General features: G+C 47.9%; 15 protein-coding genes. 12 read left to right on the top strand and 3 right to left on the bottom strand.

Annotation, left to right across the window (positions count from 1 at the left end):
* The 7 genes from iolI (at nucleotide 1) to ABDB98_RS18640 (ending at nucleotide 6,611) form a co-directional block, all read left to right on the top strand.
* Nucleotides 1-843, top strand: a complete 843-nt coding sequence (gene iolI / locus ABDB98_RS18670) for a 2-keto-myo-inositol isomerase (protein ID WP_438420956.1) — start codon at nucleotides 1-3, stop codon at nucleotides 841-843.
* Nucleotides 844-845: 2 nt separating this feature from the next.
* Nucleotides 846-1,718 (top strand): class II fructose-1,6-bisphosphate aldolase, encoded by an 873-nt coding sequence (gene fba / locus ABDB98_RS18665; RefSeq protein WP_438420955.1) that lies wholly within the window; start codon nucleotides 846-848, stop codon nucleotides 1,716-1,718.
* A 107-nt stretch (nucleotides 1,719-1,825) separates the two neighbouring features.
* The gene (gene yxdJ / locus ABDB98_RS18660) at nucleotides 1,826-2,515 is read left to right on the top strand and encodes a two-component system response regulator YxdJ (protein ID WP_438420954.1); all 690 of its coding nucleotides are present in this window, start codon (nucleotides 1,826-1,828) and stop codon (nucleotides 2,513-2,515) included.
* The gene (gene yxdK, locus ABDB98_RS18655) at nucleotides 2,512-3,489 is read left to right on the top strand and encodes a two-component system sensor histidine kinase YxdK (protein WP_438420953.1); all 978 of its coding nucleotides are present in this window, start codon (nucleotides 2,512-2,514) and stop codon (nucleotides 3,487-3,489) included. Before yxdJ ends, yxdK begins: the two co-directional genes overlap by 4 nt.
* Before the next feature lie 144 nt (nucleotides 3,490-3,633).
* Entirely contained in the window at nucleotides 3,634-4,407 is a 774-nt protein-coding gene (gene yxdL, locus ABDB98_RS18650) for an ABC transporter ATP-binding protein YxdL (protein ID WP_438420952.1), read from the top strand.
* Nucleotides 4,382-6,250 (top strand): ABC transporter permease YxdM, encoded by a 1,869-nt coding sequence (yxdM, locus tag ABDB98_RS18645; protein ID WP_438420951.1) that lies wholly within the window; start codon nucleotides 4,382-4,384, stop codon nucleotides 6,248-6,250. Before yxdL ends, yxdM begins: the two co-directional genes overlap by 26 nt.
* A 13-nt stretch (nucleotides 6,251-6,263) precedes the next feature.
* Nucleotides 6,264-6,611: a YxeA family protein gene (locus tag ABDB98_RS18640; protein ID WP_438420950.1), complete on the top strand. Its 348-nt coding sequence runs from the start codon at nucleotides 6,264-6,266 to the stop codon at nucleotides 6,609-6,611.
* 40 nt (nucleotides 6,612-6,651) lie between these two features.
* Here the strand turns inward: ABDB98_RS18640 and ABDB98_RS18635 are convergent, their stop codons facing one another.
* Nucleotides 6,652-7,614: an iron-hydroxamate ABC transporter substrate-binding protein gene (locus tag ABDB98_RS18635; RefSeq protein ID WP_438420949.1), complete on the bottom strand. Its 963-nt coding sequence runs from the start codon at nucleotides 7,612-7,614 to the stop codon at nucleotides 6,652-6,654.
* Nucleotides 7,615-7,739: 125 nt separating this feature from the next.
* On the opposite strand from ABDB98_RS18635, the gene ABDB98_RS18630 reads away from it, so the two are divergent.
* Entirely contained in the window at nucleotides 7,740-8,132 is a 393-nt protein-coding gene (locus ABDB98_RS18630; protein ID WP_060963892.1) for a hypothetical protein, read from the top strand.
* Between the two features lie 51 nt (nucleotides 8,133-8,183).
* On the opposite strand, the gene ABDB98_RS18625 is transcribed toward ABDB98_RS18630, so the two are convergent.
* Both ABDB98_RS18625 and ABDB98_RS18620 read right to left on the bottom strand, forming a co-directional pair.
* A complete protein-coding gene (locus ABDB98_RS18625) occupies nucleotides 8,184-8,546 on the bottom strand; it encodes a hypothetical protein (protein WP_438420948.1) in 363 nt (120 codons plus the stop codon).
* A gap of 161 nt (nucleotides 8,547-8,707) precedes the next feature.
* Nucleotides 8,708-9,088, bottom strand: a complete 381-nt coding sequence (locus tag ABDB98_RS18620; RefSeq protein ID WP_060963894.1) for a hypothetical protein — start codon at nucleotides 9,086-9,088, stop codon at nucleotides 8,708-8,710.
* Nucleotides 9,089-9,199: 111 nt separating this feature from the next.
* Between ABDB98_RS18620 and ABDB98_RS18615 the strand changes: the two genes are divergently transcribed.
* From ABDB98_RS18615 to ABDB98_RS18600, 4 genes are all read left to right on the top strand, one after another.
* The gene (locus tag ABDB98_RS18615) at nucleotides 9,200-9,619 is read left to right on the top strand and encodes a DUF3255 family protein (RefSeq protein WP_438420947.1); all 420 of its coding nucleotides are present in this window, start codon (nucleotides 9,200-9,202) and stop codon (nucleotides 9,617-9,619) included.
* A complete protein-coding gene (locus ABDB98_RS18610) occupies nucleotides 9,609-10,133 on the top strand; it encodes a hypothetical protein (RefSeq protein WP_438420946.1) in 525 nt (174 codons plus the stop codon). Before ABDB98_RS18615 ends, ABDB98_RS18610 begins: the two co-directional genes overlap by 11 nt.
* A gap of 68 nt (nucleotides 10,134-10,201) precedes the next feature.
* Nucleotides 10,202-11,014: a sugar-phosphatase gene (gene yidA / locus ABDB98_RS18605; RefSeq protein WP_016937439.1), complete on the top strand. Its 813-nt coding sequence runs from the start codon at nucleotides 10,202-10,204 to the stop codon at nucleotides 11,012-11,014.
* A gap of 70 nt (nucleotides 11,015-11,084) precedes the next feature.
* On the top strand, nucleotides 11,085-12,026 hold the full coding sequence (locus tag ABDB98_RS18600) for a sugar-binding transcriptional regulator (protein ID WP_060963897.1): 942 nt from the start codon (nucleotides 11,085-11,087) through the stop codon (nucleotides 12,024-12,026).
* Nucleotides 12,027-12,086: the final 60 nt, after the last annotated feature.

Genomic DNA, 12,086 nt, shown 5'->3' with positions numbered 1-12,086 from the left:
ATGAAACTTTGCTTTAATGAAGCGACAACGCTGGAGAATTCAAACTTGAAACAGGATTTAGAGCTGTGCGAAAAGCACGGCTATGATTATATTGAAATCCGCACAATGGATAAGCTGCCGGAATACTTAAAAGACCATTCACTGGCCGATCTGGCGGAATATTTTCGAACCCATCACATTAAACCGCTTGCCTTGAACGCACTGGTTTTCTTCAACAACCGTGATGAGAAGGGCTATAGGGAGATCATTTCGGAATTCAAAAGCATGATGGAAACGTGCAGAACGCTCGGCGTGAAATATGTGGTGGCCGTGCCGCTGGTGACAGATCAGAAAATCTTAAAAGAAGAGATCAAAAAGAGCAGCATAGAGGTGCTGACTGAGCTTTCGGATATCGCGGAGCCGTACGGCGTAAACATTGCCCTTGAATTTGTCGGCCACCCGCAATGCACGGTCAATACATTTGAACAGGCGTATGACATCGTGAACGCTGTCGGCCGCGATAATGTCGGGCTTGTGTTTGACAGCTTTCATTTCCACGCGATGGGCTCCAATATTGAAAGCCTGAGGCAGGCGGACGGAAAGAAAATTTTCATCTATCATATTGACGATACAGAAGATTTCCCGATCGGCTTTTTAACGGATGAAGACCGCGTCTGGCCGGGGAAGGGAGCGATTGACTTAGACGCCCATCTGTCAGCGTTAAGGGATATCGGATTCAATGATGTTGTCTCCGTAGAACTGTTCAGGCCTGAATATTATAAACTGACCGCGGAGGAAACGATCAAAACGGCAAAGGAAACAACGGAAGCCGTCGTATCAAAATACTTCATGAAGGAGGCGTGAACATGGCTTTTGTCACCATGAAACATCTTCTTGCAGAAGCGAAACGGGAGCAGTATGCAGTCGGCCAGTTTAATATAAACGGTCTGCAATGGACGAAGGCGATTCTGCAAGCGGCGCAAAAGGAGCAATCGCCGGTCATCGCCGCGGCTTCCGATCGTCTGGTCGATTATTTAGGCGGCTTTAAAACGATTTCCGCCATGGTCAGCGCGTTAATGGAGGAAATGGCGATTACCGTTCCTGTCGTGCTTCATCTTGATCACGGAAGCAGTGCGGAACGCTGCAGACAGGCCATTGACGCCGGATTCAGCTCAGTGATGATTGACGGCTCCCATCATCCGATTGATGAGAACATCGCGATGACAAAAGAAGTCGCCGATTATGCCGCTAAGCACGGCGTCTCAGTAGAAGCCGAAGTCGGCACGGTCGGCGGCATGGAAGACGGTCTGATCGGCGGTGTCCGCTATGCCGATATCACGGAATGTGAGCGGATCGTCAAAGAAACCAGTATCGACGCGCTGGCCCCCGCCCTCGGCTCCGTACACGGCAAGTATCATGGTGAGCCGAATCTCGGATTTAAGGAGATGGAAGCGATCTCCCGCATGACTGATATTCCTCTCGTTCTTCACGGGGCATCCGGAATTCCGCAGGATCAGATCCAAAAAGCCATCACGCTCGGCCACGCGAAGATCAATATCAACACGGAATGTATGGTCGCCTGGACAGACGAAACACGCCGCATGTTTCACGAAACCCGCGATCTGTATGAGCCGCGCGGCTACATGACACCCGGCATTGAAGCCGTAGAAGGGACAGTGCGAAGCAAAATGAGAGCGTTCGGATCAGCCGGAAAAGCCGCTAAGCAGCAGGTCGGCTGAATGAAACCACTAACCGCCGGAATGGCGGTTTTTTTGTGCGGTGTTGCGTCCGTATGCCCGAAACGATTATGATGATGGCAGCAGCGTAAAAACGGGAGTGGTTCAGTTTGAATAAAATCATGATAGTAGAAGACAGTGAAGACATTCGCGGACTATTGCGGAATTACCTTGAAAAATACGGCTATCAAACCGTGGCCGCCGATGATTTTACAGCTGTTCTTGATGTCTTTTTGCGGGAAAAGCCTGATGTGGTGCTGCTTGATATCAACCTGCCGTCCTATGACGGCTATTATTGGTGCCGGCAGATCCGCCAGCATTCCACGAGCCCGATCATTTTCATCTCAGCCAGAAGCGGGGAAATGGATCAGGTGATGGCGATTGAAAACGGCGGAGACGATTATATCGAAAAACCGTTTTCCTACGATATTGTGCTCGCGAAAATCAAAAGCCAGATCCGCAGGGCATACGGAGAGTACGCCGCCAAGCAGGGAGAGAAAGTGGTTGAATATGCCGGTGTGCAGCTCTTTGTGGAACGGTTTGAACTGCACTTTCACGATGAAAAAAGCGAGCTTTCTAAAAAAGAAAGCAAGCTTTTGGAGGTGCTGCTGGAGCGGGGAGAAAAGGTAACGGGAAGAGACCGGCTCATGGAAAAAACGTGGGACACCGACATTTTCGTCGATGACAATACGCTTAACGTGTATATCACGCGGCTCAGAAAAAAACTGCGGGAGCTGAATGCGCCTGTTTCCATTGAATCGGTGCGGGGCGAAGGCTACCAGCTGAGGGCGCTGTCATGAAGCTGTTTCTCCGTTCTCATGCCGTGCTGATTCTGCTTTTTCTCCTTCAAGGGCTGTTTGTCTTCTTTTATTACTGGTTTGCGGGTCTTCATTCTTTTTCCCACTTGTTTTACATATTGGGCGTGCAGCTTCTTATTTTGGCGGGGTACCTGGCCTATCGCTGGTACAAAGACCGCGGCGTGTATCATTGGCTCAGCTCGGGGCAGGAAGGGACGGACATCCCGTATCTCGGTTCTTCAGTGTTTTGTTCAGAGCTGTACGAAAAGCAGATGGAGCTGATCCGGCTGCAGCACCAGAAGCTCCATGAGACCGAAGCCAAGCTCGACGCGCGGGTGACGTATATGAATCAATGGGTGCACCAAGTAAAGACGCCGCTGTCGGTCATTAATTTAATCATTCAGGAAGAGGATGAGCCCGTCTTTGAACAAATCAAAAAAGAGGTCCGGCAGATTGAATTCGGGCTGGAGACGCTCCTTTATTCATCACGGCTCGACCTGTTTGAGCGGGATTTTAAAGTCGAAGCGGTTTCCTTATCAGAGCTTCTCCAATCGGTCATTCAAAGCTATAAACGGTTTTTTATTCAATACCGCGTTTATCCGAAAATGAACATTCACGATGATCATCAGATTTACACCGATGCGAAATGGCTTAAATTTGCGATCGGCCAAGTGGTCACAAATGCGGTCAAGTATTCGGCAGGCAAGAGTGACAGACTTGAGCTGAATGTCTTCCGCGATGAAGACAGGACGGTGCTTGAAGTCAAAGATTACGGTGTCGGCATTCCCCCGCAGGACATCAAGCGGGTGTTTGACCCTTATTTCACCGGCGAAAACGGGCGGCGTTTCCAAGAGTCTACGGGAATCGGCCTCCATCTCGTCAAAGAAATTACGGACAAGCTCAATCATACGGCGGACATCAGTTCGTCCCCCGGTGAAGGGACATCGGTTCGATTTTCATTTCTTACAAAAATGTAAGACTGCGTTAAGAAAACAACATAGCTCGTTTTGCTTCCCCTTGATAACATGGATTCATGTCAAGGGGATTTTTTATGCTGAACGCCCCGGCACTACATGAAAGCAGCCCTGATCAACAAGAATAAAACCATAAGGAGGATTCTCATGGCGAATATGCTTGAAGTCAAACAGATAAATAAAACCTATAAAGGACAAGTATCCTATCAAGCCTTAAAACACATTTCATTTTCAATAGAAGAAGGCGGGTTCACGGCGGTGATGGGACCGTCCGGCTCCGGAAAGACAACGCTTTTGAATATCATTTCAACGATTGACCGTCCGGATTCAGGCGATATCCTGATTCACGGAGAAAATCCGCACCGGCTGAAGCGGACAAAGCTCGCTCATTTCCGCCGCAAGCAGCTCGGATTTGTGTTCCAGGATTTCAACCTTCTGGACACGCTGACGATCGGTGAAAATATCATGCTGCCATTAACGCTTGAAAAAGAAGCGCCGTCTGTCATGGAAGAAAAACTGCACGGCATCGCGAAAAAGCTCGGAATCGAAAATCTGCTCAACAAACGGACGTTTGAAGTATCCGGCGGACAGCGCCAGCGTGCCGCCATCGCAAGAGCGGTCATTCATAAGCCGTCACTCATTCTCGCCGATGAACCGACGGGAAATCTTGATTCCAAAGCGTCAAAAGACGTCATGGAAACGATGCAGAGCCTGAATCAGGATGATCATGTTACGGCTTTGATGGTGACCCATGATCCGGTTGCGGCAAGCTACTGCCGCCGCGTCATCTTTATAAAAGACGGCGAACTATTTAATGAGATTTACCGCGGGGAAAACCGCCAAGTCTTTTATGAACAAATTCTTGATGTGCTGTCTATGCTGGGGGGAAACGCAAATGACCTTTCTTCAGTTCGCTTATAAAAACGTCACGAGAAACAAAAGGGCCTATCTGGCATTCTTCTTGAGCAGCGCTTTTTCCGTTTTGATTTTCTTTACCTTTGCGATGTTCCTGTTTCATCCGGCACTAAAGGAAGGCTACCTGAATAACATCGCCAGAAAAGGGTTAACCGCAGCGGAATGGATGATCTTTGTTTTTTCTTTCTTATTTGTTCTGTATTCGGTTAATGCCTTTTTGAAATCGAGAAATAAAGAATTCGGCATCCTGCTGATGCAGGGCATCACGCCTGGACAGCTGAGAAAGCTCATTACGGCGGAAAACATGATCATCGGCGTCATGTCGATCGCAGCCGGGATTATCGGCGGATTCATTTTTTCGAAAACGTTCTTTACGGTCGGCGCTTATATTTTAGAAATGGACGCGCTGCCTCTTTATATGCCTTGGAAAGCGCTCGGCATGACGGCCGGCGGATTTCTGCTCTTATTTTTCCTTTTATCGCAGTTCACGATCCTTTTTGTCAGATCAAATACGGTGATCAAATTAATAAAGGGCACTGACAAGACCAAACCGGAGCCGAAGCCGTCCGTGATTCTGTCCTTATTCGGCCTCGTCTGCCTGTGCGGCGGGTACGGCATGGTTCTGAAAGGCAATGTCCACGGGACTGAACCGTTTATCATTTTACTGCTTACCGTCATCGGCACGTATTTCTTTTTCAGCCAAAGCAGCATCTGGATTCTGCGCGCGCTGAAGAAGTGGAAAACCTTTTATCTGCGCGGCAAAAATGTCATTTGGATTTCTGATCTTGTCTATCGTTTAAAAGACAACGCCCGCCTGTTCTTTATCGTCAGCATTATTTCCGCGGTAGCTTTTACGGCGACGGGCGTGCTCGCGATGTACAAAGCGACCGTCGGGGCGGAAGAGTCCGCTTATGAGATGGAGTATGTATCTTTCAGCAGCAATCCAAAAGAAAAGACTCATTTGAAAGATATTGACCATGAATTGAAGACACACGGCTTTACGTATAAGAAAGACAAAATAGATGTTTCCTATGTCCGCTATCAGGAAGGGGATACTGTTCCGCCTGTTTACATGATCAGCGAATCGGATGCGATGAAGTACTTCCATGTCAAGCTGAACGGCCTGAAACATGGTGAGGCCGTCTACTTCCCGGGCACGTATGACCGCAATTTCAAAAACGAAGCGCCGGATCAGCTGAAGCTGCTGAACCAAAAAGGCAAGCCGTCCGGCCAAAAACTGTCGGTAAAAGAAGTCAAAAAACCGCTGATTTCATTGAATGCCATCATCGCGGTGAACGATCAAACCTTTGATCAGCTGAAATCACTCGGTGAGAAAGCGTCATTATACGGCTACAGCTACGACCATTGGAAAGACAGTCTTGGGATCAGCCAATCCTTGAAAAATGAGATTTACGGCAACTATATCGACGTGCATTCTGATTTTATGGCAAAAGCGGGCACCTACTATGATACGGTGCAGCTGCCGAGCTTGAGTTTATTCATCGGCCTGTTTATCGCGATCGTCTTCTTTGTCGCGGCAGCAAGTTTCTTATATTTCAGGCTGTTCACCGATTTAGATGACGACCGGGAGCGCTACCGTTCACTGGCCAAAATCGGTCTGAGTGAGCGTGAAATGTCACAAAGCGTGACGATACAATTGGCGATTCTTTTCTTCTTTCCATTTGTCATTGCCGTCATGCATACGCTGTTTGCCTTGAGAACATTGGCCGTGGAAGGCTATTCCGATGTAGCGGGGCCGCTCAGTCTGACCATCGGAGGATTTTTCATTTTTCAGCTTCTGTTCTTCCTCGCGGTGCGGTCAAGCTATTTGAAAAAACTGAACAAATAAGGGGAGTACAAAGATGAAAAAAGCATTGGCAATTCTGGCCGTCTTGGCGGCCGCTGCCGTCATATACGGGCTTCTCTTTTTTCATAACGATGTTACAGACAGATTTAATCCGTTTATTCACCAGCAAGATGTTTATGTACAGATTGACCGAGATGGCAAACATCTTAGCCCGGGCGGTACTGAATATACATTAGACGGATACAACGCATCCGGAAAAAAAGAAGAAGTGACCTTTTTCGCCGGGAAAGACCTTCGGAAGAATGCCTATTTGAAGGTGAAGGCGAAAGGAAAGTATGTCGAGACTTGGGAAGAAGTCAGGTTTAAAGATATGCCGGACTCCGTACAGTCGAAATTCAAGTAAATCATACAAAAACGGCACAGCGTCAGACTGTGCCGTTTTCTTATTTTTTATTTTCTTCGGCCCGTTTGATCAGCATGTCGGTGATGATGTCCATCTGTTTGCTGACGGCAATCGGGTCATACGGATAGAAAGTGTTGAAGTCGTTGATAAAGACACGATTGTTCTTTACGGCGTCGAGATTTTTCCAAACGGATGAATCTTTCAGACGCTCAAATGTTTTGCTTTCTCCATTCGGATTGTAATCGGTGATGAACATATAATCAGCCGCATATTGAGGGATGACCTCTTGGGAAACCTGTTTCATGGCGCCCGTTTTCATGATGTCTTTTTCAATATTGGCCGGCGCTTTTAATCCGAGCGCGTTATAAACGGCTTGGCCGCCGCGGCCGGAATTGTCATTGAAAATCCAGATCTCGCCTTTATCCGTCGTTTCATAAAGGCCGACTGTCTCGTCTTTGCCGATCACACGTTTGAGGCGCTTTTGATCGGCTTCGGCTTTTTTGTTGAAGTCTGCCATAAAGCTTTTGGCTTTATCCTTCGCCCCGGTAATGTCGCCGAACAGGCTGACCGTATCTTTTGTATTTTTTGCGGTGTTAAAAGGAATGACAATCGTCGGCGCGATTTTCGAAAGTTTTTCGTATTGATCATCCTTCATCAGCACGATTAAATCAGGCTTCAGCTGCATCACTTTCTCCACATTGACAGGATTGCCGACGTCCTTGACGTTTTTCAGCTGTTTTTGGATAAACGGATTTTTGAAAGCCCATGAGCCCGCTCCGACGACATTTGCGTCAACGGACAGCAGCTCACCCGCATAAAAGTCAGTGACGATCCGCTTCGGATGTGCGGGTATGTCAATTTTTCCTTTTGTTGATTGATATGTACGCATGTCTGTCTTTCCTTTGCCTGATGCGGAGCCGCTGTTTTCCTTAGCGCCGCTGCAAGCGCTTAAGGCGAAAACAAGCAGAAGTGCCAGGCCCATCAGCCATGATCTTTTCTTCATCATGATCCCCCTATTTTAGTGATAATGATTATCATTATGAATATAGCAGGAAGACCTTATTCCGTCTATGTTTTTATAGAAATCCTTTCTTGATTATCCATGTTATAGTAGTAAAGGAGGAATGAATGTTGATTACGAAAAGAGGAACTTGGTGGGAAGTGCTGCACAGCTGGTGGCTGCTGCTGACTTTTGCGCCGTTTGCGCTCACCGCTTTCTTGGCCTTTTTCTATATCGGCTACCGGGCCAAGAACAAAAAATGGCTGAAATACGGACTTATCTATTTTATTATTTTAGCAATTGCTTTTGTGCTGCCGAGCACTCCCGGCGTGTATATCGTGCTGCCTCTATGGGTCATCGCCATCATCCACGGGCTGAAGGTGCGGGCGGCTTATTTGATACAGCTTGATGTGTTTAAACAAAATGTCGAAGCGAGAGCGTATGAAGCGGTTAGGCATGAGGCGGAAGAAAAATTCGGCGGAAAACCCGCTCATCGCATTGACCTGACAAAACAGAGATAAAAACAAATGACAAAGCCGGTATCCTTGTGCTTTGTCATTTGCGTGATCGGGCTATTGCTGGTATGAATGCTGCTGGAACGGTGTGTGATGCTGGGTTTGCGGGAATGAAGAAACGTTAGCGTTTGCCATCGGTGAAGTCATGTGCCCGCTTACTTCCTGCTGCAGCTGGTTGCACACATTCACGATTTGCTGACATTTTTGGATGGCCATTTCATGACCCTGCAAGGCTTGCTGAATGGTATGAACGGCATGCTGCTCATGGTTCAGCATCTGCTGAAGCATTTGAATATTTTGCTGTTCCTGCTGGAGCATTTGCTTGTACTGCTGGCTGCTTTGCTGTGTCTGCTGAATAAGCTGCTGTGCGGTTTGGCGGCATTGCTGCAGCTGATTTCCGCTGTATTGGTTTTGGTACATCATGAAAACCTCCTGGAGTGATTGATTTTACATATTTATCATGTGAAAGAAAATGTGAGGCATTCATGCAAGAATGGCATTCAAATATTTACCTGTTATGTACAGAGCGGAATACAAGGCTCGGGAATGGCCTGTCGAGCTTTGTATTCCGGCCCTTTTTCTCAGAAGCCGCCTTCTGTAGCGTGAAATGGGATATTGAGTCTGTTTTCGACTGCGCGCAGGCGCTGATTCAAACGATTTAAGCGGCGGGTATGGATTTCAACCGCCTGGCTCAGCCGTCTGACCTGCTCACTCATCCGCGTAATTTCCCGGTTTTGGCGCTGATCTTCTTGTGAGAGGCGGGTAAGCTCTCTCGTTTGCTCGGCATTTTGTCTTTCAAGCTGGGCGACTCTTCGTTCTAAAGCAGTCGGCTGCCGTTCTTCGGACTGGTAGGGCGCATAATAGCTTTCCTGCTGATACGGCTCATACTCAACGCGGTTCACTTCGTATTCCTGCTGCTGAGGGAAATAGGCAGGCGGGGTGTAGTACTGATATGGGTTCATTCATCATTCTCCTTATCTAGTGAAGTCTTTATACACTATGTAGTCAATCGCACAGTGCCACGGCATCTGCCTAACTTACAGGCGTAAAAAAAGCTGCAAAGGAAGGTGATCATGTTGCGGGACATACGGATTTTCATCATGATGGTTCTTGTTTTCGGATGCGTCATGATAACAGGCTGCTCGCAAAAGAAAGCGGACGAGACCCCTTTTTATTACGGGACATGGGATGCGGGGCTGAAACCGGGCCCGATGGACGGAGTCAGATCTGAAACCGTCACGTTTACGAAAGACAGCGTGCTGACAAAGCAGGTCATTAAAGGCCGCGGCGAGGTTCCCATGCCCTCGGATGCTTACAAGGTGATCTCACAAAACACGGACGGAACGATAGAGATTGAATACCTCGGACGTCCGCACCCCGTCAAAAGCATGTTGAAAAGGGGAAAAAACGATACGCTCATTTGGAAGATATACGGAGAAACAAAAACAATGACAAGAATAAAAACCGGCGGGGAGGATGCACATGAGAAATAAAGCTGCCGACAGACTCGTTTTGACGGGTGTCATCGTACATATCATTCAATGGTTTTCACTGGTATGGTTATTTTTTATGCTTTTAGATCAGTTCGGGCGTTTTACTATTTATAATCCCAATGTCGTAAACGGCAGCATGCAGTCTTTTTCATTCTTTGATATGATGCGCGCTCTTCTGTTTTCCGGCACGCTCAAGAATACGCTCCTGCTGTTTCTGTTTGCGGCGCTGCTCATTTACTTATGGGTGAACGCCCTGTTTATTCTGCTGGAAATCGTTTCTTATATCATGATCAGGCGGAACAGCCGTTCATTATGGGCATACTTTCCCGCAGCGATGGGAATAAAGCTTGCCCTTCTGGACATAGCGGCCGTCCCTTTCTTTGCGGCAGGACTGATTCTCTTAAAGCAGAAAACAGATAACGGCGCAGAACAAACCGATAAGAGGACAAGACGGCCCCGTATCCGGAGACAGACCCGGTATAAGAAGAGAAGACGGAGAAAACCGTCCGTTTAATTTTTCTTTGAAACGAAAAAACGATATGATGAAAGCATAAGACGAAAAGGATACAAAGGAGATGCAGGATGTACAAGTTAATCGCAATAGATATGGACGGTACACTATTAAACGATCATCATGAAGTGACGGCTGAAGTTCGCGGGGCGCTTGATGCCGCTAAAGCGGAAGGGGTCAATATCGTCCTGTGCACGGGCCGGCCGATCGGCGGCGTGCGGCGGTATTTGGAAGAGCTGAACTTACAGGAGGAAGGCGACTTTGTGATTGCTTATAACGGCGCCCTCGTCCAAAATACGTATACAAACGGTGTCGTGGCCGAGCAGTCATTAGGTTATGAGGATTTGAAGTCCCTTTACGAGCTGAGCTTACAGCTAGACACCCCGATGCATTACTTCGACACAGCCAATCTGTACACGCCGAACCGGGATATCAGTGAATACACGGTTTACGAATCATATATCACGAAAGTGCCGCTTCATTTCCGCACGATTGATGAGGTGCCGAAGGATATTCTGATTCCGAAAGTCATGTTCATCGACGATCCGGACAAGCTGGAGAAAACGATCGCTTCCATTCCGGAATCATTCACGGAAACATACACAATGGTCAAAAGCGCGCCGTTCTTTCATGAGATTCTTCACCCGAAAGTCAGTAAAGGAAACGCGGTCAAGCTGCTGGCTGAAAAACTCGGCATTGAACAAAAAGACGTCATGGCAATCGGCGATAACGGCAACGACATGTCCATGATTCAGTGGGCCGGCTGCGGTGTCGCTATGGCCAATGCCATCCCGGAAGTAAGGGAAATTGCAAATTTTGAAACAAAATCAAACAACGAACACGGCGTAGCGCATGCGATTCAGGAGCTTGTGCTGAAAAAATAGGCACCCCACCAGAGGGTGCTTTTTTACCGCGTGTTTTGGTGATATGATAAGCGGAGAGGGGAGGCGCGATATGGATCGTGAAAAACAGCAGCTCAGCATAGAAGCGGCAAAACTATATTATCAATCAGATTACAGCCAGCAGCAGATCGCCGAACGGCTTAATCTGTCACGCCCCACCGTTTCGAGGCTGCTTCAGTACGCAAAGGAAAAAGGATATGTCCAAATTCGCGTCATGGACCCGTTTGAGGATCTGGACGAGCTCGGCGCGAAGCTGGAAGAAAAATACGGGCTGCTTGAGGCGCACGTCGTCTTTTCTCCAAGTGACGATTACCAGGCCATTACACATTACTTAAGCCGTTATGGCGCAGACTATATGCATAAAACCGTAAAGGACGGCGATATACTCGGCGTAAGCTGGGGGACGACGATGTACCAGATCGCAAGCCGCATGGAGCCGAAGCAGGTAAAAAGCGTTGAAGTCGTGCAGCTGAAAGGCGGCATCAGTCATTCCAATGTCAATACGTATTCGTCAGAAACGATTCAGCTGTTTGCCGAAGCATTTCAGACCATGCCGAGGTATTTGCCGCTGCCGGTTATATTTGACAGCGCTGATGTGAAACAGATGGTCGAGCGGGACAGACATATTAAGCGGATCATTGAAATGGGCAGACAAGCCAATATCGCGCTGTTTACGGTTGGAACCGTCCGGGATGAGGCGCTGCTTTTCAGACTCGGCTATTTCCGGGAAGAAGAGAAACAATTGCTGAAAGCGCGCGGAGTCGGCGATATTTGTTCGCGGTTTTTTGACGCGGAAGGCAGGATCTGCAGCAGCAGCATTAACGGCCGGACGATCGGCGTCGAGCTCAGCGACTTGAAAATGAAAGAACGTTCGATTCTGGTGGCAGGCGGCAGCAGAAAATGCAAGGCCATTCACGGGGCCCTGACAGGAAAATACGCCAACGTTTTGATTACCGATCAGCATACGGCCAAAAAACTCATTCAAGAATTGTGACAATTCATGAACATAATTTCAATAACCAATTTACATATGTTCAAAATTCGGTTATTCTAA

The sequence above is a fragment of the Bacillus siamensis genome (assembly GCF_051628075.1).
GTDB classification, from domain to species: Bacteria; Bacillota; Bacilli; order Bacillales; family Bacillaceae; genus Bacillus; species Bacillus siamensis.
The sequence above is the reverse complement of the archived record's forward strand: the minus strand, read 5'-3'. Positions and strand labels throughout refer to the sequence as shown.

Excerpts from the sequence above, each read along its gene's own strand:
- ABDB98_RS18600 (WP_060963897.1), top strand. The coding sequence starts at position 11,085 with ATGGATCGTGAAAAACAGCAGCTCAGCATAGAAGCGGCAAAACTATAT.
- iolI (WP_438420956.1), top strand. The coding sequence starts at position 1 with ATGAAACTTTGCTTTAATGAAGCGACAACGCTGGAGAATTCAAACTTG.
- ABDB98_RS18610 (WP_438420946.1), top strand. The coding sequence starts at position 9,609 with ATGAGAAATAAAGCTGCCGACAGACTCGTTTTGACGGGTGTCATCGTA.
- ABDB98_RS18625 (WP_438420948.1), bottom strand. The coding sequence starts at position 8,546 with ATGTACCAAAACCAATACAGCGGAAATCAGCTGCAGCAATGCCGCCAA.
- ABDB98_RS18630 (WP_060963892.1), top strand. The coding sequence starts at position 7,740 with ATGTTGATTACGAAAAGAGGAACTTGGTGGGAAGTGCTGCACAGCTGG.
- yxdL (WP_438420952.1), top strand. The coding sequence starts at position 3,634 with ATGGCGAATATGCTTGAAGTCAAACAGATAAATAAAACCTATAAAGGA.
- yidA (WP_016937439.1), top strand. The coding sequence starts at position 10,202 with ATGTACAAGTTAATCGCAATAGATATGGACGGTACACTATTAAACGAT.
- yxdM (WP_438420951.1), top strand. The coding sequence starts at position 4,382 with ATGACCTTTCTTCAGTTCGCTTATAAAAACGTCACGAGAAACAAAAGG.
- ABDB98_RS18615 (WP_438420947.1), top strand. The coding sequence starts at position 9,200 with ATGTTGCGGGACATACGGATTTTCATCATGATGGTTCTTGTTTTCGGA.
- fba (WP_438420955.1), top strand. The coding sequence starts at position 846 with ATGGCTTTTGTCACCATGAAACATCTTCTTGCAGAAGCGAAACGGGAG.
- ABDB98_RS18635 (WP_438420949.1), bottom strand. The coding sequence starts at position 7,614 with ATGAAGAAAAGATCATGGCTGATGGGCCTGGCACTTCTGCTTGTTTTC.
- yxdK (WP_438420953.1), top strand. The coding sequence starts at position 2,512 with ATGAAGCTGTTTCTCCGTTCTCATGCCGTGCTGATTCTGCTTTTTCTC.
- ABDB98_RS18640 (WP_438420950.1), top strand. The coding sequence starts at position 6,264 with ATGAAAAAAGCATTGGCAATTCTGGCCGTCTTGGCGGCCGCTGCCGTC.
- ABDB98_RS18620 (WP_060963894.1), bottom strand. The coding sequence starts at position 9,088 with ATGAACCCATATCAGTACTACACCCCGCCTGCCTATTTCCCTCAGCAG.